Source organism: Sulfitobacter sp. W074 (assembly GCF_025142275.1).
GTDB lineage: Bacteria > Pseudomonadota > Alphaproteobacteria > Rhodobacterales > Rhodobacteraceae > Sulfitobacter > Sulfitobacter profundi.
Window position 1 is genome coordinate 3,348,885 of the sequence record NZ_CP081130.1, and the last position, 23,957, is coordinate 3,372,841.

General features: G+C 64.8%; 21 protein-coding genes. 12 read left to right on the top strand and 9 right to left on the bottom strand.

The window, feature by feature from the left end:
- Window positions 1-1,137, bottom strand: coding sequence for a murein hydrolase activator EnvC (locus K3762_RS16735; protein WP_132443854.1), 1,137 nt, complete (start codon window positions 1,135-1,137; stop codon window positions 1-3).
- The gene (gene gpmI, locus K3762_RS16740) at window positions 1,134-2,651 is read right to left on the bottom strand and encodes a 2,3-bisphosphoglycerate-independent phosphoglycerate mutase (RefSeq protein ID WP_260010641.1); all 1,518 of its coding nucleotides are present in this window, start codon (window positions 2,649-2,651) and stop codon (window positions 1,134-1,136) included. Before gpmI ends, K3762_RS16735 begins: the two co-directional genes overlap by 4 nt.
- A 168-nt stretch (window positions 2,652-2,819) precedes the next feature.
- On the opposite strand from gpmI, the gene K3762_RS16745 reads away from it, so the two are divergent.
- From K3762_RS16745 to K3762_RS16760, 4 genes are all read left to right on the top strand, one after another.
- Entirely contained in the window at window positions 2,820-2,999 is a 180-nt protein-coding gene (locus K3762_RS16745) for a zinc-finger domain-containing protein (protein WP_067622513.1), read from the top strand.
- 123 nt (window positions 3,000-3,122) lie between these two features.
- Window positions 3,123-5,921 (top strand): DNA polymerase I, encoded by a 2,799-nt coding sequence (gene polA, locus K3762_RS16750; protein WP_260010642.1) that lies wholly within the window; start codon window positions 3,123-3,125, stop codon window positions 5,919-5,921.
- Window positions 5,921-6,127, top strand: a complete 207-nt coding sequence (locus K3762_RS16755; protein ID WP_132443856.1) for a YdeI/OmpD-associated family protein — start codon at window positions 5,921-5,923, stop codon at window positions 6,125-6,127. The genes polA and K3762_RS16755 overlap by 1 nt, the downstream gene beginning before the upstream one ends.
- A gap of 212 nt (window positions 6,128-6,339) precedes the next feature.
- Complete coding sequence (locus K3762_RS16760; protein WP_260010643.1) at window positions 6,340-6,957, top strand: glutathione S-transferase; 618 nt, start codon at window positions 6,340-6,342, stop codon at window positions 6,955-6,957.
- Here K3762_RS16760 and K3762_RS16765 read toward each other — a convergent pair.
- Window positions 6,946-7,710 carry a hydroxypyruvate isomerase family protein gene (locus tag K3762_RS16765; RefSeq protein WP_206054273.1) on the bottom strand — a complete coding sequence of 255 codons (765 nt, stop codon included), beginning with the start codon at window positions 7,708-7,710 and terminating at the stop codon, window positions 6,946-6,948. The genes K3762_RS16760 and K3762_RS16765 overlap by 12 nt on opposite strands.
- An 18-nt stretch (window positions 7,711-7,728) precedes the next feature.
- Window positions 7,729-8,304, bottom strand: coding sequence for a DUF1285 domain-containing protein (locus K3762_RS16770; RefSeq protein WP_120352018.1), 576 nt, complete (start codon window positions 8,302-8,304; stop codon window positions 7,729-7,731).
- Between the two features lie 70 nt (window positions 8,305-8,374).
- Here K3762_RS16770 and K3762_RS16775 point away from each other — a divergent pair, with 70 nt between their 5' ends.
- Genes K3762_RS16775 through K3762_RS16790 form a run of 4 tightly spaced genes read left to right on the top strand, consistent with a single transcriptional unit; the run spans window position 8,375 to window position 15,067 of the window.
- The gene (locus K3762_RS16775) at window positions 8,375-9,382 is read left to right on the top strand and encodes a MoxR family ATPase (RefSeq protein WP_120352019.1); all 1,008 of its coding nucleotides are present in this window, start codon (window positions 8,375-8,377) and stop codon (window positions 9,380-9,382) included.
- Window positions 9,379-10,266: a DUF58 domain-containing protein gene (locus K3762_RS16780; protein WP_132443858.1), complete on the top strand. Its 888-nt coding sequence runs from the start codon at window positions 9,379-9,381 to the stop codon at window positions 10,264-10,266. Before K3762_RS16775 ends, K3762_RS16780 begins: the two co-directional genes overlap by 4 nt.
- A complete protein-coding gene (locus tag K3762_RS16785; RefSeq protein ID WP_132443859.1) occupies window positions 10,263-13,028 on the top strand; it encodes a DUF4159 domain-containing protein in 2,766 nt (921 codons plus the stop codon). The genes K3762_RS16780 and K3762_RS16785 overlap by 4 nt, the downstream gene beginning before the upstream one ends.
- Window positions 13,025-15,067, top strand: a complete 2,043-nt coding sequence (locus K3762_RS16790) for a hypothetical protein (RefSeq protein ID WP_132443860.1) — start codon at window positions 13,025-13,027, stop codon at window positions 15,065-15,067. Before K3762_RS16785 ends, K3762_RS16790 begins: the two co-directional genes overlap by 4 nt.
- Here the strand turns inward: K3762_RS16790 and K3762_RS16795 are convergent.
- The 5 genes from K3762_RS16795 to K3762_RS16815 all read right to left on the bottom strand — a co-directional run bounded on the left by K3762_RS16795 (window position 15,064) and on the right by K3762_RS16815 (window position 19,922).
- Window positions 15,064-15,945: a nickel/cobalt transporter gene (locus K3762_RS16795; protein WP_132443861.1), complete on the bottom strand. Its 882-nt coding sequence runs from the start codon at window positions 15,943-15,945 to the stop codon at window positions 15,064-15,066. The genes K3762_RS16790 and K3762_RS16795 overlap by 4 nt on opposite strands.
- Window positions 15,930-16,580, bottom strand: a complete 651-nt coding sequence (locus tag K3762_RS16800) for a DUF1007 family protein (protein ID WP_120352024.1) — start codon at window positions 16,578-16,580, stop codon at window positions 15,930-15,932. The genes K3762_RS16795 and K3762_RS16800 overlap by 16 nt, the downstream gene beginning before the upstream one ends.
- A gap of 90 nt (window positions 16,581-16,670) precedes the next feature.
- Window positions 16,671-17,450 (bottom strand): peroxide stress protein YaaA, encoded by a 780-nt coding sequence (yaaA, locus tag K3762_RS16805; protein ID WP_132443862.1) that lies wholly within the window; start codon window positions 17,448-17,450, stop codon window positions 16,671-16,673.
- Window positions 17,451-17,479: 29 nt separating this feature from the next.
- Window positions 17,480-19,525, bottom strand: coding sequence for a DNA helicase RecQ (gene recQ, locus K3762_RS16810; protein WP_260010649.1), 2,046 nt, complete (start codon window positions 19,523-19,525; stop codon window positions 17,480-17,482).
- A gap of 109 nt (window positions 19,526-19,634) precedes the next feature.
- Window positions 19,635-19,922 (bottom strand): YggT family protein, encoded by a 288-nt coding sequence (locus K3762_RS16815; RefSeq protein ID WP_067622549.1) that lies wholly within the window; start codon window positions 19,920-19,922, stop codon window positions 19,635-19,637.
- A gap of 132 nt (window positions 19,923-20,054) precedes the next feature.
- Between K3762_RS16815 and K3762_RS16820 the strand changes: the two genes are divergently transcribed.
- The 4 genes from K3762_RS16820 to K3762_RS16835 all read left to right on the top strand — a co-directional run bounded on the left by K3762_RS16820 (window position 20,055) and on the right by K3762_RS16835 (window position 23,939).
- Window positions 20,055-20,633 (top strand): acyl-CoA thioesterase, encoded by a 579-nt coding sequence (locus tag K3762_RS16820; RefSeq protein WP_260010667.1) that lies wholly within the window; start codon window positions 20,055-20,057, stop codon window positions 20,631-20,633.
- Window positions 20,634-20,737: 104 nt separating this feature from the next.
- On the top strand, window positions 20,738-22,111 hold the full coding sequence (locus K3762_RS16825; protein ID WP_120352027.1) for an MFS transporter: 1,374 nt from the start codon (window positions 20,738-20,740) through the stop codon (window positions 22,109-22,111).
- On the top strand, window positions 22,108-23,052 hold the full coding sequence (mepA, locus tag K3762_RS16830; RefSeq protein ID WP_132443866.1) for a penicillin-insensitive murein endopeptidase: 945 nt from the start codon (window positions 22,108-22,110) through the stop codon (window positions 23,050-23,052). Before K3762_RS16825 ends, mepA begins: the two co-directional genes overlap by 4 nt.
- Window positions 23,025-23,939 carry an esterase-like activity of phytase family protein gene (locus K3762_RS16835; protein WP_260010670.1) on the top strand — a complete coding sequence of 305 codons (915 nt, stop codon included), beginning with the start codon at window positions 23,025-23,027 and terminating at the stop codon, window positions 23,937-23,939. The genes mepA and K3762_RS16835 overlap by 28 nt, the downstream gene beginning before the upstream one ends.
- The last annotated feature ends 18 nt before the right edge of the window (window positions 23,940-23,957 follow it).

Genomic DNA, 23,957 nt, shown 5'->3' on the forward strand with positions numbered 1-23,957 from the left:
CTATCCATCCTTGTCGGTGCGGAACCAGTCTGCCGGGTCCTGAGGTGTGTTGTCTTGCCTGACTTCTATATAGAGCGTTTCCGTCCGGTCAGTGCCAGTGCCTTCACCATTTGGTGACATCTGGGAACTTGTGCCGCTTTCCGGCCCGCCCATCAACCCGATGGGCGTGCCACCGGCAATCACCTGCCCGGCTTGGCCGTAAACGATATCCAGCCCCGCCAGCACAAACAGCGTGTCAACCTGCGGCTCAAGGATCACGACATTGCCCAGATCCAGCAACGGACCCACGTAGCGGATCGTCGCCGCCGCGGGGCTGGTGACGATGGCGCGGGGGCGGGTGGCAAGGATCATGCCGGGCCGTGTGACCCCAGCCGAATCCGTCTCTCCCGCCTTGCGCAGCACCAAACCTTGGGCGGGCAAGGGCAGCTCGCCCACCTGACCGTCAAGGTTCACCGGGGCGGGTTCTTCCGCGCCGGTGGTGATCTCGGACAGGCCACTGGCAAAGCCATCCAATGTCTCGGTCGAGGCAATCAGGATCGCGGTGCGCACCGGGTCTTCGGTAAAGCGCGTGGGCAGATCGGTACGGTTGGCCATCGCCTGATTGAGCGCGGTGCGGGCGCGCTGCACTTCGGTCAGCCCCTCTTGCAAGCGCTGTGCCGCATCGGTCTGCAAGGCACGCAGGGTTTTGATGTCTTCGTAGTCTTGGCGCAGTGCATCGGCGCGGGCGTTGAGCGCGGGCGTCAATTCCGCCAGCAACATCCCGGCACGCGCAGTACCCATCGGGCCATCGGGGTGCAGCAGCACCACGGGCGACGGATCACCGCCGATGCTTTGCAAAACGCCCAAGAACTGCGCCACCTCGCCCTCGCGCGCCTGTAGCTTGCGGCTAAGCTGTGCCTCGTTGATCGCCGCCTGACGCAGCCCTGCCCGCATCGCGGCAAGCCCCGCCTCAAACGCCTGAATCGTTTCGGTCAGCGCCTGCACCCGGTCGCGCGCGCCATCGGCTTGATCGAGCCGCGCCCCTGCCGCCTCCAACGCGGTCGCGGCCGCGCGTGCCTCCGCGGCGGCCTCATCGGCCTGCGCCTGTGCCATCAGGGGCAGGCAGGCAAAAACAACAGCCGCGGCGAAATGCTTCATGTCAGCAGGCTTTTCCCGGTCATTTCTTCGGGCTGCGGCAGGCCTATCAACTCCAGCACCGTCGGTGCCAGATCGGCCAGACGCCCGTCGCGCAGGGCGGTCCCTTCGGGCGCGCCCACCGCCACCACCGGCACAGGGTTAAGCGTATGCGCCGTATGCGCGCCGCCTGTCTCGGGGTCGATCATCATCTCGCAATTGCCGTGATCCGCCGTAACGATCATCGCGCCGCCCGCCTTTTCCAGCGCCTTGAGCACCCGGCCAAGGCCCGCGTCCACCGCTTCGCAAGCCGCAATCGCTGCCTCAAGATCACCGGTATGGCCGACCATATCGGGGTTGGCGTAATTCACCACGATCAGGTCATAGCCCGCCTCGATCGCCTGCACGAACTGATCCGTCACCTCGGCGCAGGACATCTCGGGCTGCATGTCATAGGTCGCGACATCGGGCGACTTGGGCATGTTGCGGTCTTCGCCCGTCGCCGGGGTTTCGACACCCCCGTTGAGGAAAAAGGTCACATGGGGATATTTCTCGGTCTCGGCCAAACGGAACTGCCGCAGCCCCTGTTGCGCCACCCAATCCCCCAGCGTGTTTTTGATGTCCGGCTTGGGATACATCGTGGTCATATAGGCGGCGTGGTCTTTGGAATATTCCGCCATGCCCATCAGCGCCGCCCAATCGGGGCGCGGGCCGGTGTCATAGGCGTCGAACCCCGGATCGCCCAAGGCCGCCATGATCTCGCGCGCGCGATCGGCGCGGAAGTTAAGGCAGAAGAGCCCGTCGCCCGTCGCCGCCCCCGCATAGCCGTCGATCACACTGGCGGCAAAGAACTCATCCGTCTCGCCCCGCCCGTAGGCGGCCTGCACCGCTGCGCGGGCATCGGGAAACGCCTGCCCTTCGCCGCGCAGAATTGCCGCCGAAGCCTTGCCCACCCGGTCCCAACGGTTGTCGCGGTCCATCGCGAAATAGCGCCCTGTCACGGTGACGATCCTGACGCCTTCGGGCAGCGCCGCCTCCAGCGTCTCGAAATAGCCAAGCGCTGAAGACGGTGCCACGTCGCGCCCATCTGTCACCGCATGGATCACCACCGGCAGTCCCGCCGCATCCAGCGCGCGGGCGGCGGCGACCATATGGCTCAGATGCCCATGCACCCCCCCGTCCGAGACGACGCCCATCAGATGCGCCGTGCCGCCGGTTTCCTTGAGTTTGGCGATAAAACCCCGCAGCCGCGCATTCTCGGCAAAGCTGCCTTCTTCGATCGCCAAATCAATCTGCCCCAGATCCATCGCCACCACCCGGCCCGCGCCGATATTGGTGTGGCCAACCTCGGAATTGCCCATCTGCCCGCGCGGCAGGCCCACGTCGGGGCCATGGGTGATCAGCTGCGCCTTTGGTCCCGCTTGCATGATCCGGTCAAAATTCGGCGTCTTGGCCAGCAGGGGGGCGTTGCCCTCGGGCACCTCGCTGAGGCCCCAACCGTCAAGGATGCACAATACGACAGGTTTGGGGGCGCTCATCAGACTGTTGCTCCGGCTTGGTGGCTGTTCAGCGCCTTTTACCCCTTGTGGGCTGGCACTTGAACCACTTTGTGCACAAGCCTCCCATTCCCGCGCAGAGCCCTTGCCCCGCGCGCCTGCTTTGGTCATAACGAGTGGCAACTTTCGCCTGAGCCGAGGACCAACTCCATGACCCTGCAAGCGCCCGAAACCCGCATCGTGAACACTTGGCGCGTGGCCTGCGACGGCAGCGAAGGCGCGCTTGGCCATCCGCGCGTCTGGCTGCAAATCCCCCAAGATCGCGGCTGGGTCGAATGCGGCTATTGCGACTGTAAATTCGTCCATACGGATTTCGAAGGCAAAGTCTGAGCCTTCCCGGCCCTCACCTGAACACCTGAACCGACGGCACGAACCTGCCCGCGCGGCGCATTGGCGTCTGGCCGTGGGCCATGCTTCGTGGCAAAAGGGTCGCCAATCCAGCGGAGCATTCATATGACATTCGGCAAAGGCCACCACCTGCATCTGATCGACGGCTCGGCCTTCATCTTTCGCGCCTATCACGCCCTGCCACCGCTGACGCGCAAATCCGACGGCATGCCCATCGGCGCCGTGGCTGGGTTTTGCAACATGCTGCACCGCTATGTTGAGGGCAACACCGGCCCCAACGCGCCCACGCATGTTGCCGTGATCTTCGACAAGGGCAGCCACACTTTCCGCAATGACATGTACGACCAGTACAAGGCCAACCGCGAGGCCATGCCCGAAGACCTGCGCCCGCAGATCCCGCTGACCCGTACCGCGACCGAGGCGTTCAACATCGCCTGCAAAGAGCTTGAGGGCTATGAGGCGGATGACATCATCGCCACCCTCGCCGTACAGGCCCGCGCCGCCGGGGGGCGTTGCACGATCATCAGCTCTGACAAAGACCTGATGCAGCTTGTCGGCGACGGCGTGGAAATGCTGGACGCGATGAAGAACAAGACCATCGACCGCGATGGCGTCTTCGAGAAGTTCGGTGTCTACCCTGACCGCGTGGTGGATGTGCAGGCGCTGGCGGGCGATTCGGTCGACAACGTGCCCGGCGCGCCCGGCATCGGCATCAAGACAGCGGCGCTGCTGATCAACGAATACGGCGATCTGGATGCGCTGCTGGAACGCGCGAGCGAGATCAAACAGCCCAAACGCCGCCAGACCCTGATCGACCATGCCGAACAAATCCGCCTGAGCCGCAGCCTCGTGCTGCTCGATGAAAACACGCCCATCGACTTCACCATCGACGACCTCGAAGTGCGCGACCCCGATGCCGACCGCCTGCTCGGCTTCCTGTCTGAGATGGAATTCCGCACCCTGTCAAAACGCGTGGCCGAAGTGCTGGGCCGCGAAGCCCCCGCCATCCCCGACGCGCCAGCGCCTGCCGTGGCCGACGCACCGCAGGTCGCGGATGTGCCCTTCGACCACAGCAAATATGAGCAGGTCAGCGACGCCGAGGCGCTGCGCGTTTGGCTCGACCGGATTTATGAGGTCGGCTATGTCGCTGTCGATACGGAAACCACCGGCCTGAACGAGATGACCGCCGAACTGGTCGGCGTGTCGCTGTCGGTTGAGGCCGGGCAGGCCTGCTATATCCCGCTGACCCACAAGGCCAGCCGCAGCGATGACCTGTTCGGCTCCGATGACCTCGCGCCCGGCCAGATGCCGATTGAGGAAGCGCTGCAACTGCTGACCCCGATGCTGGAGGATCCTGCGATCCTGAAAATCGGGCAAAACATGAAATACGACGGCAAAATCTTTGCCCAACTCGGCATCACCGTAGCACCCACCGACGACACTATGCTGATGTCCTACGCGATGCACGCAGGCCTGCACGGGCATGGGATGGACACGCTCTCGGAACGTTACCTCGGCCACACGCCCCTGCCGATTAAACCGCTATTGGGCAGCGGCAAATCTGCCGTGACTTTTGACAAGGTGCCGATGGAAGACGCGGTGCCCTATGCCGCCGAAGACGCCGATGTCACCCTGCGCCTGTGGAAACTCTTCAAGCCGCAGCTGCACCGCGCCGAAGTGACCAAAGTCTACGAAACGCTTGAGCGCCCGTTGGTGCCCGTGTTGGCCCAGATGGAACGTTCGGGGATACTCGTCGACCGCGACACGCTCAGCCGGATGTCCAATGCTTTCGCCCAGAAAATGGCGGGGCTAGAGGCTGATATTCACGAGCTGGCCGGAGAGACGTTCAACGTCGGCTCCCCCGCGCAGCTGGGTGAAATCCTGTTTGGCAAGATGGGGCTTGAGGGCGGCAAAAAGGGCAAGACCGGCAAATATTCCACCGGCGCGGATGTGCTGGAGGATCTGGCCACCGAACATGACCTCGCCCGTCGGGTGCTGGACTGGCGGCAACTGTCCAAACTGAAGTCGACCTATACCGACGCGCTGCAAGACCATGTGAACGCCGACACGGGCCGGGTGCACACCTGCTATTCCATCGCGGGCGCGGCGACGGGGCGTCTGGCCTCCACCGATCCGAACCTACAAAACATCCCGATCCGCTCCGAAGAAGGCCGCCGCATTCGTGAGGCTTTCGTCGCCCCCGAGGGCAAAGTGCTGGTGGCGCTGGACTACAGCCAGATCGAGCTGCGCATCCTTGCGCATATCGCGCAGATCGACGCGCTGAAGGAAGCCTTTGCCCGCGGCGACGACATCCACGCCATGACAGCGTCCGAGATGTTTGACGTGCCGATGGATCAGATGACCCCGGAAATTCGCCGCAACGCCAAGGCGATCAACTTCGGTGTGATCTACGGCATCTCCGGCTTCGGCCTCGCGCGCAACCTGCGCATTCCACGGGCCGAGGCGCAGGGCTTTATCGACCGTTACTTCGAACGCTTCCCCGGCATCCGCACCTATATGGACGACACCAAGGCCTTCGCCAAAGAGCACGGCTATGTGCAGACGCTTTTTGGCCGTAAGATCAACACGCCCAACATCGGCGCCAAGGGGCCGCAAGCCGGTTTCGCCGCCCGCGCCGCGATCAACGCGCCGATCCAAGGCACCGCCGCCGACGTGATCCGCCGCGCCATGGTGCGGATGCCCGAGGCCATCGCCGATCTGCCCGCGACGATGCTGTTGCAGGTGCACGATGAACTGCTGTTCGAAGTGGAAAAAGGGGCCGAAGACGCGCTGATCGCCGCCGCGCGCGAGGTGATGGAGAACGCCAATGATCCGGTGGTGAAGCTTGATGTAAAGCTGATCGTCGATGCCGGCGTCGGTGCCAACTGGGCGGAGGCGCATTGATGGAGCATATAGACCTCCCCGAAGACCTCGCCCAAGCGCTGGAAGAGACCGGCGCACAGGCGGGCTGGAACGGATACAGCGATGAGTTGCGCGCCGATGCGCTGGCATGGATCGACGCGGCGCGGACCACGACGGCACGGTCGAAGCGGGTGGATGATGTGGCGCGCTTTGCCGGTAAGGGACTTCCCCCGACACCGTTTCAATAGGGTGAAATGAAGCACCGGCCCGGAATCAAGCCGCAGGCACCGGGCCATCGCCTGCCCCCCCCCCGGGTAGGCGATTTGGTGAGGCTGGGCATACCCTTTCGAGCACACATCACGGATGAGCCATAAAGTGGCAGAAACCTCTGCCCGGTCGCCGACCCGCGGTCAGGCCATGGCCCTTTGTACATCTTGCCCATGTCACCTAAATACTCCCCATGACCTCAATCCTCTACTCCTTCCGCCGCTGCCCCTACGCCATGCGCGCCCGCCTCGCCATTGCCGCCGCGCAAACGCCCGTCCACCTGCGCGAAGTCGTCCTGCGGGACAAACCGCAAGCATTCCTCTCGGCATCCCCCACCGCCACCGTCCCTTGCCTCGTCACCGAAACCGGCCCCATCGACGAAAGCCTCGACATCATGAAATGGGCGCTGGCCCAGAACGATCCCGAAGGCTGGCTCGACATGCCGCCCGAGGGGCACGATTGGATCACCCGCGCCGATGGCCCGTTCAAAGACGCGCTCGACCGCACCAAATACGCCACCCGCTATTCCGATGTGGACCCCCAAGAACAACGCGCCAAGGCTGCCGCCTTTCTCCAAGACCTCGACGCGCAACTGGGTGACTGGATCTTCGACCGCCCGACGCTGGCCGATTACGCGATCCTGCCCTTCGTGCGGCAATTCGCCTTTATCGACCGCGCTTGGTTCGACGCGCAGGACTGGCGCGCCCTGCGCGGCTGGCTCGACCGGTTCCTCACCGCGCCCCGGTTCGAAAGCGTGATGAGCAAATACCCCCAGTGGCAGCCCGGCGATACGCCGGTGTCATTCACCTAAGGCGGCCACCCATCCGAGCGTCTGCTCCGTCGCCACGCCCGCCGCATACTCCCCGCTGACAAAACCGTCATAACCCGCCCGCAGCGCGGCAAAGAGCCCGTCGAAATCGACATCACCGCTGCCCGGCGCCCCACGCCCCGGCGCGTCACCAAGCTGCACATGGCGGATTAGGGGGCGATATTCCTCGAATACCGCCACGGCATCGCCATGGATCATCTGCGCGTGAAAACTGTCGAACTGCAGCCCCACATTCGGCACATTCACTGCCGCGAGAAGATCCGCCGCCTGAGCGTAATCGTTCAAGAAATACCCCGGTCTGGCCTCAGGGCAGAGCGGCTCGATCATCAAAGTGACCTCCGGCGGCGCCTCGGCGGCGGCATGACGGAGGTTCGCCACGAATGCCTCTGCCGCCGCTGGCCCTTCGGCCTCCCCGGCCATGACATGAACCATCTTGGGCCGCAGCGCGTCGACATAGCGCCAGACCCGGCGCATATCATGGGCAAAGCGCGCCTCCCCGCCCGGAATGGCCGCAAAGCCGGGCTGGCCACCGGTATAATTCGGCGGTGGGGCATTGATCAGAGCAAGCGTTAACCCGTTGCGCAGCAAGGCGCGCTGCGTCTCTTTCGCGGGGATGTCATAGGGAAACAACACTTCGACCGCGCCAAATCCCGCCTCTGCCGCCGCGTCGAACCGATCCAGATAGGGCAACTCCGACCAGAGCAGCGACAGGTTGGCGGCAGGTATCAGCGGCATTTCGGGCTTTCGATGGCTTTACGGCAGGTCTTCCGACGGGATGATGCCAAAGAATTCCCCACCCGACCAGACACCAAACCAGCCATCGCGGTGCTCGCCCAGATCGACCAAGCGGTAAAAGCTCTTGCGGTCGATCAGCGCCTCAAGGTTCCGGCGCAGCAGCACATAGGGTGAAGGCTCGCCCGTCTCCTCATCACGGACCACGCGGATCGGATGCTCCGGCCCCGCCTCGGCCACATCGCCTAGGTTGGTGAGAAACCGCAACTGCTGCGCCTCGCCCTCGCCTTCGGCCTCGAAATCCACGGCGACAAAGGGCGCATCTTCGACCGTGATGCCCACCTTCTCGACCGGGGACTTGAGGAAATAGTCATCCCCCTCGCGCCAGAGAATCGAAGCGAACAATTTGACCAATTCGATCCGCCCAATCGGCGTGCCTTGGTAGAACCACGTCCCGTCGCGTTTGATTTGCATGTCCAGATCGCCGCAGAATTCCGGGTTCCACTTCTCAAGCGGCGGGGTTCCGCGCGTTTTTGCGGCCTTGGCGGCTTCGATCAGGCTGTCTGCACTGGGTGTCACGGTATTTTGTCCGCTCATTGGTTTTGCCATTCCCTTTGGTCGCGATACACTTACACCTGAAAGATATAACTCCGGGGAAAGAAATGTCATGGCCGAAGCGGATGATCTGATCGCGCGAATCGAAGCGCTGACCGAAAAGCTGGGCAAGGCCAAGCAGTCGATCACCGGGCGGTTTGTTGGCCAAGAGCAAGTTGTCGACCTCGCGCTGACTGCGCTGCTCTGCGGCGGGCACGGGCTGCTGATTGGTCTGCCAGGCTTGGGCAAGACACGACTGGTCGAGACCTTGAGCACCGTCATGGGCCTGCACGGCAACCGCGTGCAATTCACCCCCGATCTGATGCCCGCCGATATTCTGGGCTCCGAAGTGCTTGATACCGCGCCCGACGGCAGCCGGGCCTTTCGCTTTATCGAAGGGCCGATCTTTTGCCAACTTCTGATGGCGGATGAGATCAACCGCGCCAGCCCGCGCACGCAGTCTGCGCTTTTGCAGGCGATGCAGGAAAAAACCGTCACGGTGGCTGGCCAAGACCGCGCATTGGGCCAGCCCTTCCACGTGCTCGCCACGCAAAACCCGATCGAGCAAGAAGGCACCTACCCGCTGCCCGAAGCACAGCTTGACCGTTTCCTCGTGCAGATCGACGTGGCCTACCCCGACCGCGCGACCGAGCGGGACATCCTGATCGCCACCACCGGCGTCGAAGATGGCGCGGTGCGCCCTGTCTTCTCTACCGAAGACCTGCTGGCCGCGCAAAACCTGCTGCGCCGGATGCCCGTGGGCGACAGCGTGGTGGAGCTGATCCTTGACCTTGTCCGCGCCTTCCGCCCCGATGAACCCGAAGCCACCCAGCCCGTGCGCGAGAGTGTTGCCTGGGGCCCCGGCCCCCGTGCCGCGCAGGCGCTGATGCTGACGGTCCGCGCCCGTGCGCTGCTGGAGGGGCGGCTTGCCCCCTCTGCCGAAGACGTGCTGGCCATGGCCCGCCCGGTGCTAAGCCACCGGATGGCGCTGAACTTTGCCGCCCGCGCACGCGGCGAAAGCCTGCAAGGGCTGATCGACGCCACCGCCGGTCAACTGATCGGGAAAAAGGCCGCCGCGTGACCCATTCCCCCCTAACCCTCAGGGCCGACGCCGAGGGCGAGGCGGCCCGGCTTCCCGCCCTTCTGGCGCGGGCCGAGCATCTGGCCGGTGCCGTGTTGCCCGGTGCCCATGGCCGCCGCCGTGCCGGGACGGGGGATGATTTCTGGCAATACCGCCCCGCGCAGATGGGCGACAGCCGACGGATGGTCGACCACCGCCGCTCGGCGCGCGGCGATCAAGAGTTCGTGCGAGAGCGGGAATGGCAAATTGCCCAGTCGGTCATGCTTTGGGTCGATCAGGGCGCGTCGATGCGCTTTGCCTCTGACAAAGGGCTGCCCGATAAGGCAGATCGCGCGCGGCTGTTGGGCCTCGCGCTGTCGATCCTGCTGCTGCGCGGCGGTGAACGGGTGGGCCTTACCGGCACCGCCCTGCCGCCCCGGCGCGGCAATCCGCAGGTGCTGCGTCTTGCCGAATTGCTCTGCCAAGAAGACACCCGCGAATATGCCCCGCCCGAACATCGCGGCATGATCCCCCATGCTCGGGCTATCTTTATTTCGGATTTCATGGGCGATCTTGAACCCGTCCGCACCGCGCTGACCAAAGCCGCTGATCGCGGCGTGCGCGGCGTGCTGTATCACCTGCTCGACCCGGCAGAGGAAGCCTTCCCTTTTGCGGGCCGTACCATTTTCGAAAGCGTCGGCGGCACGCTGCGCCACGAGACGCTGAAGGCGAACGACCTGCGCGACCGCTATCTCGACCGGCTCGCGGCGCGCAAAGATGAATTGCAACAACTCTGCGCCCGCACCGGCTGGCGCTATGGGCTGCACCACACGGATGCCTCGGCGCAATCGGCGCTGCTGTGGCTCTATGGCGCGTTGGACGCGCGGCAAGGGAGTGCTGCATGAGCGTTTTCGGCGGCATCGGTTTCACCGCGCCTTGGCTACTGCTGGCCCTGCTGGCGCTGCCGATCCTCTGGCTGATCCTGCGTGCCGTGCCCCCCGCCCCGATCCGCCGCCGCTTTCCCGGTGTGGCGCTGCTCTTGGGTCTGGCGGATGACGAAAGCACGACGGACCGCACGCCGTGGTGGCTGCTGCTACTACGGATGCTGGCCGTGGCTGCGATCATTGTTGGCCTTGCCGGGCCGGTCCTGAACCCGCAGGCCGAGGCGGAACAGGGCAGCGGCCCGCTGTTGATGGTGCTGGATACATCATGGGCCGGGGCCAGCCGCTGGGACCAACAGTTGGCCGCCGTGGACACGCAACTGACCCGTGCCGGACGGGCCGAGCGGACGGTGGGCATCCTGACCCTGACCAACCCGCAGGTGCCAACCTTCCAATCCGCCCACGCATGGCGCAGCCGCCTTGCCGGGCTTTCCCCCGCGCCGTGGCAGCCTTCCCCAGCTGAGATCGCTCGCGCAACCGAAATCATGGCAGACCTGCCCGCCTTTGACACGATGTGGTTCAGCGATGGCTTGGACTATCCGGGCCGCGATGACCTGCTCGCCACGTTGCAAGCCAAAGGGGCGGTTGAGGTCCATCAGTCGGCCAACAACGTCATCGGCATCGCGCCCGCGGTCTATCAAGACGGTGCAATCGACCTGACCCTGCGCCGCGCCGCCCCCGGCCCGGAACGCGACGCCGTAGTGCAGGCCCATGGCCGCGACCCGGCAGGCAACGCCCGCGTGCTGGCCACCGCCAACGCAGGTTTCGAGGCGGGTGCGACCGAGGCCAGCACTTCCCTCTCGCTGCCTGCCGAGATGCGCGCGCGGCTGACCTCTTTCGATATCGCGGGCCAACGCTCTGCCGGGGCGCGCACCTTGGTCGACGACGGGCTGCGCCGCCGTGAGGTCGCGCTGATCAGCGGGCGCGGGGCGCAGGAGGGGCTGCAACTGCTCTCGCCGCTGCACTATATCGAACAGGCGTTGGCCCCGAGTGCTGACCTGATCGACGGCACCCTGTCCGAGGTGCTGCCCGCCAACCCCGATGTGATCGTGCTGGCCGATGTGGCCACCCTCAGCCCCGCCGAGGCCGAGCCGCTGCAAGAGTGGATCGACGCGGGCGGCATGCTCATTCGCTTCGCCGGGCCACGCATTGCCGCCAGTGATGTCAGCCGCATCGACGAAGACCCGCTGATGCCCGTGCGCCTGCGCGCCGGGGGGCGCAGCGTGGGCGGGGCAATGTCTTGGGGCGAGCCGAAGGCGCTGGCCCCTTTCCGCAACGGATCGCCCTTCTTTGGCCTGCCGGTGCCGGAGGACGTGACCGTTTCCGCTCAGGTCGTGGCGCAACCGGACCCGACACTGGCCGACCGGGTGATTGCGTCGCTGAGTGACGGCACGCCGCTGGTCACGCGCAAGGCTGTGGGTCAGGGGCAGATCGTGCTTTTCCACGTTACCGCCACGGCGGAGTGGTCGACCCTGCCGCTGTCGGGCCTTTTCGTGCAGATGATGGAGCGGCTGGCTGTGTCCTCTGGTGCCAGCACGCCCGAGGCCGGCAGCCTTGAGGGCACCACATGGACCCCGCTGCGGGTGATGGACGGTTTCGGCACCCTGTCGGACGCGGGCAACCTGCCCGGTGTCGCGGGGCCTGACTTGATTTCGGCCCCCGCTGGCCCTGCGCTACCCCCCGGCATCTACGGCTCAGAAGACCGACGGCTGGCGCGCAATGTGCTGACTGCTGAGACCACGCTCACCCCCGCCACATGGCCCTCGGATGTGCCGCTGCGTGGTCTTGCGCTGCCGCCGGAACAGCCGCTGGCCGGAGCACTTCTGAGCCTCGCGATCCTGTTGCTGGTTGCCGATGTGCTGGCCTCTCTTGCCCTTTCGGGGCTGCTGCTGCGCCGCTCGGCTGGTACTCTGGCGCTGATCTTGGGGCTGGGCTTGCCACAAATGGGGGACGCGCAAGAGACTGACCCCGAAAGCTTTGCCGTGCGCTCCGCCTCCGAGGTCACGCTGGCCCATGTGCTGACCGGCAATAGCGACGTTGACGAGGTCGCCCGCGCCGGGCTGATCGGCCTGTCGGACACGCTTTATTTTCGCACCACGGTAGAGCCTGCCCTGCCCACAGGTGTCGATTTGGAGCAGGACGAACTCGCCTTTTTCCCGATCCTCTATTGGCCCGTCACCCCCGATCAACCACAGCCTTCAACCGAGGCTTATGGCAAGCTGAACGACTATCTCCGCTCGGGCGGGTTGATCCTGTTTGATACACGCGACGCGGATATCGCAAGCTATGGCGCCGCCAGCCCGAACGGGCGCAAGCTGCAGGAATTGGCCGCCCCGCTCGACATCCCACCACTTGAGCCGCTGCCCGGCGACCATGTGCTGACCCGCACCTTCTATCTGCTGCAGGACTACCCGGGCCGCTACACCAGCCGCGATGTCTGGGTTGAGGCCGCGCCGCCCGACGCCGAACGGATCGAGGGGATGCCTTTCCGCAACCTCAATGACGGTGTCACCCCGGTGGTGATCGGCGGCAACGATTGGGCCGCCGCTTGGGCCGTGCGCCGCGATGGCGCGCCCTTGCTGCCCATCGGGCGCGGCTATGCCGGAGAACGGCAGCGCGAATTGGCCTACCGCTTTGGTGTGAACCTTGTGATGCATGTGCTGACGGGCAACTACAAATCCGATCAGGTCCATGTGCCTGCGCTGCTGGATAGGTTGGGCCAATGACCGGAACCGTGCTTTTCGACCCGCTGATCCCGCTGCCGCTGTTGATTGGGCTGGCGGTGCTTGCCGCGATTGGCGTTCTGCTGGCGGTGTGGCGTGGCCTGTCGGGCTGGGCACTGCGGGGGCTGGCCGCCGTGGTGGTGCTCGGCGCATTGGCTGGCCCATCCTATCAAACCGAGGACCGTGCCCCGCTGAGTGACATCGTGCTGCTGTTGGAAGACGAAAGCGCCAGCCAGCGGCTGGCGGACCGCGCCGACCAGTCCGATACCGCCGCCGAGGCGATGGCCGACCGGATCACCGCGCGCCCGAATACGGAACTGCGCCGCATCACCGTGCCCGACGGGGCCGAGGACGCGGGCACACGGTTGATGACCACGCTGGCCGACGCGCTGGCCGAAGAGCCGCGCGCGCGGATTGCGGGCATTCTGGCGGTTAGCGATGGCCGGGTGCATGACGCGGACCTGCCGCTTGACCTGCCCGCGCCGCTGCACCTGCTGCAAACCGGTCGGGCCGCAGATTGGGACCGCCGCCTGACCGTGCGCAATGCCCCTGCTTTTGCCATCATCGGGGAGCCGGTGACCCTGACCCTGCGCATCGACGATCTGGGCGCCGCGCCCGAGGACGGGGGGCTGACCCGGCTTGATATCTCTGTCGATGGTGAAGACCCGCAAAGCTTTGACGTTCCCATTGGCCAAGACCTCGAACTGCCCGTCGCCCTGCCCCACGGGGGGCGCAATGTGATCCGTTTCTCCCTGCCCGAAGCGCCGGGGGAATTGACCGACCGCAACAATGCCGCGCTGATCCAGATGAACGGGGTGCGCGACCGGCTGAGCGTGCTGCTCGTCTCGGGCGAGCCGCATCCCGGGGGGCGCACGTGGCGCAACCTGCTGAAGTCCGACAGCGCGGTCGATCTGGTGCATTTCACGATTCTGCGCCCGCCCGACAAGCAGGACGGCGTGCCGGTGAACGAGTTGTCGCTGATCGCCTTTCCGACGCGCGAATTGTTCATGGACAAGATTGACGACTTTGACCTGATCATCTTTGACCGCTACCAGCGGCGTGGCATCCTACCTGCGCTCTACCTCGACAACGTGGCGCAATATGTGCGCAAGGGCGGCGCGGTGCTGGTCGCGGCGGGGCCGGATTTCGCCAGTGCCGACAGCCTCTACCGGTCGCCGCTTGGCACGGTGCTGCCTGCCACCCCCACCGCGCGGGTTTTGGAGGAAGCCTTCCCCCCCGTCGTGACCGACATCGGTCAGCGCCATCCCGTGACCGCCGAACTGCCGGGCAAAGGCGACTGGGGCCGCTGGCTGCGCCAGATCGACGTGACAGCTGAGCGTGGCGATGTGGTGATGAGCGGCGCAGACGACCGCCCACTGCTGGTGCTTGACCGCGTCGACGAAGGCCGCGTGGCGCTGCTGGCCTCAGACCATGCGTGGCTGTGGAACCGGGGCTATGAGGGCGGTGGCCCGCAGTTGGAACTGCTGCGCCGTTTGGCGCATTGGATGATGAAAGAACCCGAGCTTGAGGAAGAGGCGCTGACCGCCACCGCCCAAGGCCGCACCATGCGCATCACCCGGCGCACCTTGGATGAAACCGTGCCCCCCGTCACCATCACCGCCCCTGATGGCAGCACCACCGAAGTGCCCCTCGGCCCCGCTGGTCCGGGCCGTTTCGAGGCTGAATTCACGGGCGAAGAGATGGGCCTCTACCGATTGGAAAACGGGGAGGAGGTGACTGTCATCGGCCTAGGCCCTGCTGCCCCGCGCGAGTTTATTGAGACGATTGCCAGTGACGCAGCACTGCGCCCAGCCATCGACACCCTGCGCGGTGGCGTGGCACGGGTGGAAGACGGGCTGCCGCGCCTGCGCGACGTGCGCCTTGGCCGCCCGGCTGCCGGACGCGGCTGGCTGGGGCTGACCCCACGTGGCGCTTATGAGACCCGCGATGTGCGGCAAACACCGCTGCTGCCGGGGTGGTTGGTGCTGTTGCTCTCGGCCCTGTTCATCATTGCCGCTTGGCTGCGCGAAGGCCGCCGTTAAAGCGCGCGAAGCAGCAGCCCGCCCGCAAGCGTGACGACGATAAGCCCTGCCGTCAGCTCTGCCACCGCCGCGGCCTGTGCCAAGCGCGGCGATCCGGCGAGCCCACCAAGCACCCCCGCCCGCAACCCCGTGGCGGCAAGCCCGGTGGCGATGGTGATCAACCCGGTGCCAAGGGCCATGGCAAAAGCGCCCAAAACACCGACACCGCCGATGCCCATATGCCAAGTGATCACCAGCACGAACAGCGCCCCGGTGCAGGGACGGATGGCGATCCCAGCAATCAAAAGCAGCGCATCGCGCAGGCTGCCCGCCTGCTGGACCTGCGCCAAGCTCGGCCCATGGGCATGACCGCAATGGCCGCAGACCTCTTCGCTATGCGCCACCTTCTTTTGGCGCGCATGACGCAGCCCGCGCCAGATCAGCCAAAGCCCGATAAGGGCAATTGCGCCGTAGCTTGCCGGGGCCATGATGTCTTCGGTCACGCCCACCAGAGCCTCACGGCCAAGGCCCAAAAGCAGGATCCCCGCATAGACCAAGACCACCGCCGTCACCGCTTGGCCAAGCGAGGCGGCCAGAGCGATTAGCGACAGCCGCAGCATCGGCACAGAGCGCGCCAGCCCATAGCCGCCAATCACGATCTTGCCATGCCCCGGCCCTGCAGCATGGACCACGCCGTAGGCAAAAGACGCCAGCAGCACCGTCCAGAACGCCGCGGTATCGCCCCCCCGCGTGGCGCGCAGCCCGCTGGCGATGCTGTTTTGAAACCCGCGTTGCTGCCCTGCCGCCCAATGGGCAAGGGCGTTAAAGCCCCCCGTCCACCACAGCGCCGCCAGCGCCAGCAGGGTCGCCAATGCGGCCAGCGCTATGATGCGTCGCATGTGATCACCACCTCATTGGCCAAGGCTTCGCCAATTTCAGGCAGGCCGACATCGTTCGGATCGGTATTCGCGTCCAAGGCGCTCAGATCCTGCTGAAGTTCGCGCAGATCGGCGTTCATCTCTGGCATCTTGACCCGCGCGCGACAGGCGTCATCGCCTTGCACGGTCACCTTCTGAGTCACCTCATAGGCAGTGTAATAGGTCGGGTCATAGGGTTTAATGACTAGCCCATTCGCGTCAGGCGCATCGCCCTCGACCGCCCGCAGATGGCTGGTGATGATCCGGCCCTCGGAAAAGGTCGTCGCCACCTCTTGCGGACTGGAAAGCGCGATCTCTTCACCGCCGTTCAGCAAGACCGTATCGCCGTTGAACCCTTCAACCCAACGCATGTCGAACCCGTTGAGAGAGGCGACTTCCGCCTCGGTCAGCACGCTATCGTAATCGGGGTCGAGGCCGCGATCCTCGGTCACCAACAGAGAATAGAATTCGTCATAGGCCCATGTGATCCGCAGATGGGTCAAGCGCCCCTCGGCATCGAGGATAACCTCAAAACCGGTATCGACAAAGATATGCGGATGCGCGCCAAGCGGTGTGGCGCAGGCAAGTAGGGCGGCGGTAACAAGCGGGTATTTCATGGCGCTAGGTCTACCCCCCTTCGCCATGCGCGGCAATTGCCCGGCGGGTGGCATATGGCGGGATCGCGCGCATTGCCCCCCGCCCCCAGATCAGGTCGACGGATAGGGCCGGACAAAGACCGGACGCTCGGGCGTCGAGGCATCGGGCTGATAGGCATAGCCGCCGCTGTCAAAATCCCGCAGCCCCTCGGGATCATTCACCCGGTGCTGCACGATATACCGCGCCATGGCACCGCGTGCTTTCTTGGCAAAAAAGCTAACGATTTTCGGCCCTTTACCGTCGCCCTTGTCTTCCATGAACTGCGGGGTGATCACGCGCAGTTTCAGCGCCTTGAGGTCCACCGCACCAAAGTATTCCTGACTGGCGCAGTTCACCAGAACATCGCTGCCGGTGGCCTCGGCCTGCGCGTTCAGCGCCTTTGACAGGCTGTCGCGCCAGTAGTCATAGAGGTTGCCACCGCGGCGGGTTTTCAGCTTGCTGCCCATCTCCAACCGGTAGGCTTGGATCGCGTCGAGCGGGCGCAGCACGCCGTAAAGCCCCGAGAGGATGCGCAGGTGCTCTTGGGCATAGGTCATCTCATCCGCATCAAGGCTCGCGGCCTCCAGCCCCTGATAGGTGTCGCCGGCAAATGCCAGCGCGGCGGGGCGGGTGGTGTCGGCACTGGGCTCGGCTTCGAACGCCTGAAATCGGTCGCGGTTGAGACGGGCCAGATCGTCGCTGAGGCTCATCAGGTCTTTAAGGTTGCCCAAAGTGAGATTACGCGCCGTGGTCGCCAGCCGCACAGCATCTTCCTGAAAATCCGGCCGGGTATCCGCGACATCGCGTTCGGCCCAGTCGAGGCGTTTGGCGGGTGAAATAACGACGAGCATGGCAGTCTCCTTGGGGCGTTTCGGGTGATCTAGCCCGCGTCGCGCAGAACGTCCAGAAAGGCGGGGCCAAAGCGTTCGGCGCGTTTGTCGCCTAAGAGCCGCTCAATGGCAGAACTGTCGGCGCTGCGCAGTTGCGCCACCTTGGCCAGCATCGCGGCAGAGCAACTTAACGGCTTCTCGGTGCCCTGCTCACCCCGCGCCAGATCGGCCTGCACCTGCAACAACTGGTCATAGACATTGCCCGCCTCGCGCCCCGCCAGCTTGCGCCGGGCCTTATGCATCGGCTGCGCTTCGCCGTTGATCACCTCAAGAAAGGCCGCGCCGTAGTTTTCCAGCTTTTTCGCCCCCACGCCGCCGATACGGGCCATGGCATCAAGGTTTTGCGGGCGCGCCTCGGCCATCTCGATCAGGGTGCGGTCGGTGAAGATGATATAGGCAGGCACGCGCGCCGCCTCGGCCAACGCACGTCGCTTGGCCTTAAGCGCCGACAATAGCGGCGCGTCTTCATCGCTGACCATCGCTTTAACGGCAGGTCGGCGATTGGCACCCGCCGCTTTGATCGTGTCGCGCCGTAGGTTGATCGACGCCTCACCGCGTAGGATCGGCAGGGCGGCATCGGTCATCCGCAGCGCGCCGTGGCGTTCGGCATCGGGGCGAACAAGGTCGTGCCCCATCATCTGACGGAACACGGCCTGCCATTCGTTACGGCTGTATTCACCGCCGACGCCGTAAGTGGGCAGGGATTGGTGGCCGCGCTGGCGGACCTTGTCGGTCTCGTTGCCCAAAAGGATGTCGATCAGATGCCCCGCGCCGAACCGCTCATCCGTGCGCAGCATGGCCGAGAGCGCCTTGCGCACTGCCGTGGTGCCATCGAACACATCCGCGGGCGTATCACAGAGGTCACAGCGCCCGCAGGTGATTTCGGTCTCGTCAAAATAGCCCAGCAAGGTCTGGCGACGACACTCCAGCGCCTCGGCCAAACCGAGCAGCGCGTTGAGCCGCCCGTGATCGGCGGCGCGGCGTTCGGGCGGGGCCAGCCCTTCGTCGATCTGGCTGCGGCGCAGGCGGATGTCATCGGGGCCAAAGAGGGTCAGGGTTTCAGCCGGGGCCCCGTCACGCCCGGCGCGGCCAATCTCCTGATAATAGGCCTCGATCGATTTCGGCAGGTCCGCATGGGCGACCCAACGGATGTCCGGTTTGTCGACCCCCATGCCAAAAGCCACCGTGGCGCAGACGATCAACCCGTCCTCTTGCTGGAACCGACGCTCGGCGATGCGGCGGTCTTCGGCCTCCATCCCGCCATGGTAGTGGAGCGCCATTTGCCCCTGATCGCGCAGCGCCTTGGCCAGCCCTTCGGTCTTGGCCCGCGTGCCGCAATAGACGATGCCCGACTGCCCCTTGCGCGCGGCGGCGAAGTTCAGGATCTGATCGCGTGGTTTGTTCTTGGCGGCAAAGGCGAGGTGGATGTTGGGCCGGTCAAACCCGCGCAGGAAGGCGCGCGGCGGGGTGCCGTCGAATAGTTTCTCAACGATCTCAACCTGCGTTTCGGCATCCGCCGTGGCGGTGAAAGCCGCCAGCGGCACGTTCAGCGTGCGGCGCAATTCACCGATGCGCAGGTAATCGGGGCGGAAATCATGACCCCACTGGCTGACGCAATGCGCCTCGTCTACGGCGATGAGATTGACGCCAACGCGCCGCAACATGCGCATGGCCGAGCCTGCGGCCAGCCGCTCCGGCGCCATATAGAGCAGTTTGAGGGTGCCTGCCTCCAACGCCTCCCAAACCGCGTCGGTCTCCTCAGACGTGTTGCCCGAGGTCAGCGCGCCCGCCGCGACGCCCGCTTCTTGCAGGCTGCGCACCTGATCGCGCATCAGGGCGATGAGCGGGCTGATGACCACCGTCACCCCCTCGCGCATCAGCGCAGGGAGTTGGAAACATAAGGACTTGCCGCCGCCCGTGGGCATGATGGCAAGCACGTTCTCGCCCTCGGTCACGGCCTCCACAATCTCTTGCTGGCCGGGGCGGAACCCGTCGAAACCGAATACATCACGAAGAAGCGTGGCAGCGCCTGTCATGGAGAACCTGTAAGATTGTCTGCTCTTTTTATGCAGACTCCCACACTAACAAACCGTGAACAAGGCCAGATGCACGCGACATGGGCGCGCGGACCGGGCTTGGCACGGTTCAGTAGAAGGCCGCGGCGTTGTTTGTCAGCACGATCCGCGCGATGGCCACGACGATCAGCACGATCAATGGTGCCAGATCCAAACCACCCATCGGCGGGATCACATTGCGCACGCGGCTATAGACCGGCTCTAGAATCCGATTCAGCCCGTCCCAGATTTGCGCAACCAAGGGTTGGCGCAGATTGAGCACCTGAAAATTGATCAACCAAGACATGATGACATGGGCGATGACGATGAACCAAACGATGTTCAAAAGCAGCATCAGGATTTGGAACAGTGACGTCATGGAATATCCCCTTGGTGTGACGCAAGACAGTTAAGCGCCCCGCCCGCAAAGGGCAAGAGTGCCGCGACGTATATGCTTGACCGCGCAGCGCTTCCGCCGCAGATCGGCACCGTCACGACAAAGGAAAGTCCCATGTTCCCGATCATCCGCATGGCCAAAGACGTCATCGTCGCCGCGCGGCAGGCGCCGCTGGAAAACCTGACCGACACCCATGTCAGCCATCACATCTGCTGGCCGCATGACCTCGATATCTGGATGGAGCTGAACAACGGGCGGGCGCTGTCGCTGTATGATCTGGGCCGCACCGCCATGGCGCAGCGTGCCGGGTTGATTGCGCTGCTTCGCCAAAACAAATGGGCAATCACAATCGCAGGCTCCAGCACCCGGTTCCGCCGCCGCATCCGCATGTTTGAGAAGTTCGAGATTCGCAGCCGAACTCTGTGCTGGGATGACAAGTTCATCTATCTGGAACAATCCATGTGGAAGAAGAACGGCGAATGCGCGAGCCATGTGCTCTACCGCTCTGCCGTGACCGATCGTAACGGGTTGATCCCGCCGGAAAAGGTGCTGCGCGCCATGGGGCGGCACCAACCTTCGCCCGAGGTGCCCGGCTGGGTGGCCGAATGGATCCGTGCCGACAGCCACCGCCCGTGGCCGCCGATGCAAGACGGCGCGCCCGTGCCCGAAGCTGCACCGCACCTTTCCGCCTGACCCGACCGGCAGCCCCACGTTTCAACCCCGCCACGACTGGCGCTTGCGCCTTGCGCCGCGCCCTGCTCTAACTTGGAAAAGAGCAGGCCGCGAAGGGGCGCAACATGGCACAGACAGGCGGGCGCAAGCGCATCTGGGGATGGTACTTTTTCGACTGGGCCAGCCAGCCTTACAACACCCTGCTGCTGACCTTTATCTTTGGCCCCTATTTCGCCCAAACCGCGACCAACGCGCTGGTCGACGGCGGGATGGAGCTTTCCGCCGCGAAAGCCCAAGCGCAGGCCTATTGGGGCTATGGTCTGGCGCTGGCCGGGATCGCGATTGCCATACTGGCGCCGATCTTGGGCGCGGTGGCAGATTCCTCGGGCCGTCGGATGCCATGGATCTGGCTGTTTTCGGCGATGTATGTGATCGGCGCAGCCGCCCTGTGGTGGACAGCCCCGGCGGATTTCTCTCTGCTTTGGGCATTGTTCTTTTTCGGCATCGGCTTGGTCGGGATGGAATTCGCCACGATCTTTACCAACGCCTATCTGCCCGAGTTGCACCCCGACCCGGGTGAACGCGGGCGCATCTCTGGCGATGGCTGGGCCTTTGGCTATGCGGGCGGGGTGCTGGCGCTGATCGCGATGATCGCCCTGTTTCAAAGTGGCGCGAACGGGCGCACCATGGCGGGGCTGACGCCGCTGTTCGGGCTGGACCCGGCGACCAAGGCCGACACCCGCATTGTCGGGCCGCTTGCGGCGATCTGGTACGCCGTTTTCATGATCCCCTTCTTCCTCTATGTGCGCGACACGCCGAAACCCGGAGCGCAACGCTACCGCGTGGGTGCGGGTCTGTCGGATCTGGCGCGCACCCTACGGGGCCTGCCAAAGCATCCCTCGCTGCTGGCCTATCTCGGCTCTTCGATGTTCTACCGTGACGCGCTGAATGGCATGTATACCTTCGGCGGGGTCTATGCGCTTGGCGTGCTGGATTGGTCGATTCAAGAGATCGGCATCTTTGGCATCCTTGCCGCTATCTCGGGCGCGGTGTTCTGCGTCCTGGGCGGGCGGATCGACCGGCGCATCGGGCCGATGCCGGTGATCGTGGCCTGCTGCATCATCCTTGTGGCGACTGCCTGTTTGATCATCTCGTTGGGGCCGAATTCTGTCATGGGCGTTTCTTTGCCTGAGGGGTCTGCCCTGCCGGATATCCTCTTCTACGTCGCTGGTGCCTCTATCGGGGCGGCGGGCGGTGCGCTACAGGCATCCTCGCGTAACATGCTGACACGACAAGGAAACCCCGAGCGTATGACCGAGGCTTTTGGCCTTTACGCGCTGTCGGGCAAGGCGACCTCGTTCCTCGCCCCGGCGCTGATTGCCTTGGCCAGTGACCTCACCGGCAGCCAACGGCTGGGCATCACGCCCGTCGTGGGGCTTTTCATCGTCGGTTTGATCCTGTTAGCGTGGGTCAAACCCAAGGGAGATTTCGCCACATGACGCTGCTTCGCACCCTGACCTCCGTGGCACTGGCCTTTGCGCTGGCGTCTTGCGGGGGCGACCGGACCGAAACCGACATCAGCGGTGAGAAAGTCGCCCTGCCGACCATCGGTTCTTCGGGCGGCGCCTTAAGCACGGTCGCCGCCAAGCGGCTCTTTGGCGCCAAAAGCTTTGCCTCCACGCAATCCTCGGCGGCTTTCGGCAGCTACTCCAAAGGGTGCCTCGCCGGGGCCGAGCAATTGCCCGAGACGGGTCCGACTTGGCAGGCCATGCGCCTGTCGCGCAACCGCAACTGGGCCCATCCTGAGATGGTCGACATGGTCAAAAAACTCAGCCGCAAGGCCGCGCAGCAGCCGGGCTGGGAAGGCATCTATGTGGGCGATATGAGCCAGCCGCGCGGGGGGCCGATGCTGACCGGTCACGCCAGCCACCAGATCGGGCTGGATGCCGATATCTGGATGCTGCCGCCCAAATCCCTCAACCTCAGCCGGGCGCAGCGCGAGAACATCTCGTCGATCTCCATGCGCCGGGCGAGTGGGGCCTATGTCAATTCCTCTTGGACGCCCGCGCATCACGAGGTGGTCAAGGCCGCGGCCCAAGACCCCCGCACCGCCCGCATCTTCGTCTTCCCCGGCGCGAAGGTACAGATGTGTGCCGATGAAAAGGGCGACCGCAGCTATCTGCGCAAAATCCGGCCTTGGTACGGGCATCACTATCATTTCCACGTCCGCATCGCCTGCCCAACAGGCGCGCGCGGCTGTGTGGATCAGGCCCCGCCCCCGCCGGGTGACGGCTGCGCCGATGCGCGGCAGTGGCAGGCCAATATCCTGAACCCACCAAAACCGGATCCGACGGCCCCCAAAACGAAACCCAAGCCCAAGCGCGACATCCTGCTTGCGGACCTGCCTGCCCAATGCAACGCCGTTTTGAACGCAAACTGATCCGCGCCTGTCTCCCGTTCTTCCTGCTCATTGCCTGCGTGGCCCTCGCCGCGCAGACAGAGCCGGTGGTGCAGGTCGACAGCGTGCTGACATGGCGCCACCCGGCCCCGTGGTTCGGCGGCTTTTCGGGGGTCGAGGTCAACGCCGATGGCACCCGCCTGACGGCGGTCTCGGACCGGGGCCGCGTCGTGCAGGCGCGCATGGTCCGCGAAGCGGGCCGTCTGGTGGCGCTTGAGCTTGAGGAAAACGCCCCGCTCAAAGGAGCCGATGGCAAAGCCCTGCGCGGCCAGATGCGCGATGCCGAAGCGCTGGCGCTTGACGACACTGGGCAACTCTACATCTCGTTCGAACACGATCACCACGTCGCTCGGCTTGCGCCTGAAAGCGGTGTCACCACCCCTCTGCCCAGACATGACGACTTCGCTGGCTTCGCGCCGAACGCGGGGATGGAGACATTGGCCGCCCATCCCGATGGACGGCTCTTTGCGGCCCCCGAAGGCGGCGGCCCCACATCGGGCCCCATCCCGCTTTATGCCTTTGATGGCACCGCATGGACAATCGCCGCGAAGATCCCGCGCCAAGGGCCGTTCTTGCCGGTAGACGCGGACTTTGCCGAGGATGGCACGCTCTATCTGCTAGAGCGGACGATCACGCCATTGGGCTTTCGCAGCCGCATCCGCAGTTTTGACCTGACCGCGCCGGGACTTGGGGAGGTAACATTGCTGACCTCCGGCCCCGGTCAATATGATAACCTCGAAGCGCTCAGCACATGGCAGGACGCGGCGGGGCGAACCCGGCTGACTCTGCTGTCGGACGACAACTTCTTCGTCATGCAGCGCAACGAGGTCGTCGAGCTGATCCTTGCCAAACCGGGTGTTGAGGGCTAAAGACCGTTCCGTCTGCGA

What these genes read in the sequence shown, in the direction of transcription:
- K3762_RS16735 (WP_132443854.1), bottom strand. Translation starts at nt 1,137, where the DNA reads ATGAAGCATTTCGCCGCGGCTGTTGTTTTTGCCTGCCTGCCCCTGATG.
- gpmI (WP_260010641.1), bottom strand. Translation starts at nt 2,651, where the DNA reads ATGAGCGCCCCCAAACCTGTCGTATTGTGCATCCTTGACGGTTGGGGC.
- K3762_RS16745 (WP_067622513.1), top strand. Translation starts at nt 2,820, where the DNA reads ATGACCCTGCAAGCGCCCGAAACCCGCATCGTGAACACTTGGCGCGTG.
- polA (WP_260010642.1), top strand. Translation starts at nt 3,123, where the DNA reads ATGACATTCGGCAAAGGCCACCACCTGCATCTGATCGACGGCTCGGCC.
- K3762_RS16755 (WP_132443856.1), top strand. Translation starts at nt 5,921, where the DNA reads ATGGAGCATATAGACCTCCCCGAAGACCTCGCCCAAGCGCTGGAAGAG.
- K3762_RS16760 (WP_260010643.1), top strand. Translation starts at nt 6,340, where the DNA reads ATGACCTCAATCCTCTACTCCTTCCGCCGCTGCCCCTACGCCATGCGC.
- K3762_RS16765 (WP_206054273.1), bottom strand. Translation starts at nt 7,710, where the DNA reads ATGCCGCTGATACCTGCCGCCAACCTGTCGCTGCTCTGGTCGGAGTTG.
- K3762_RS16770 (WP_120352018.1), bottom strand. Translation starts at nt 8,304, where the DNA reads ATGAGCGGACAAAATACCGTGACACCCAGTGCAGACAGCCTGATCGAA.
- K3762_RS16775 (WP_120352019.1), top strand. Translation starts at nt 8,375, where the DNA reads ATGGCCGAAGCGGATGATCTGATCGCGCGAATCGAAGCGCTGACCGAA.
- K3762_RS16785 (WP_132443859.1), top strand. Translation starts at nt 10,263, where the DNA reads ATGAGCGTTTTCGGCGGCATCGGTTTCACCGCGCCTTGGCTACTGCTG.
- K3762_RS16790 (WP_132443860.1), top strand. Translation starts at nt 13,025, where the DNA reads ATGACCGGAACCGTGCTTTTCGACCCGCTGATCCCGCTGCCGCTGTTG.
- K3762_RS16795 (WP_132443861.1), bottom strand. Translation starts at nt 15,945, where the DNA reads ATGCGACGCATCATAGCGCTGGCCGCATTGGCGACCCTGCTGGCGCTG.
- K3762_RS16800 (WP_120352024.1), bottom strand. Translation starts at nt 16,580, where the DNA reads ATGAAATACCCGCTTGTTACCGCCGCCCTACTTGCCTGCGCCACACCG.
- yaaA (WP_132443862.1), bottom strand. Translation starts at nt 17,450, where the DNA reads ATGCTCGTCGTTATTTCACCCGCCAAACGCCTCGACTGGGCCGAACGC.
- recQ (WP_260010649.1), bottom strand. Translation starts at nt 19,525, where the DNA reads ATGACAGGCGCTGCCACGCTTCTTCGTGATGTATTCGGTTTCGACGGG.
- K3762_RS16815 (WP_067622549.1), bottom strand. Translation starts at nt 19,922, where the DNA reads ATGACGTCACTGTTCCAAATCCTGATGCTGCTTTTGAACATCGTTTGG.
- K3762_RS16820 (WP_260010667.1), top strand. Translation starts at nt 20,055, where the DNA reads ATGTTCCCGATCATCCGCATGGCCAAAGACGTCATCGTCGCCGCGCGG.
- K3762_RS16825 (WP_120352027.1), top strand. Translation starts at nt 20,738, where the DNA reads ATGGCACAGACAGGCGGGCGCAAGCGCATCTGGGGATGGTACTTTTTC.
- mepA (WP_132443866.1), top strand. Translation starts at nt 22,108, where the DNA reads ATGACGCTGCTTCGCACCCTGACCTCCGTGGCACTGGCCTTTGCGCTG.
- K3762_RS16835 (WP_260010670.1), top strand. Translation starts at nt 23,025, where the DNA reads ATGCAACGCCGTTTTGAACGCAAACTGATCCGCGCCTGTCTCCCGTTC.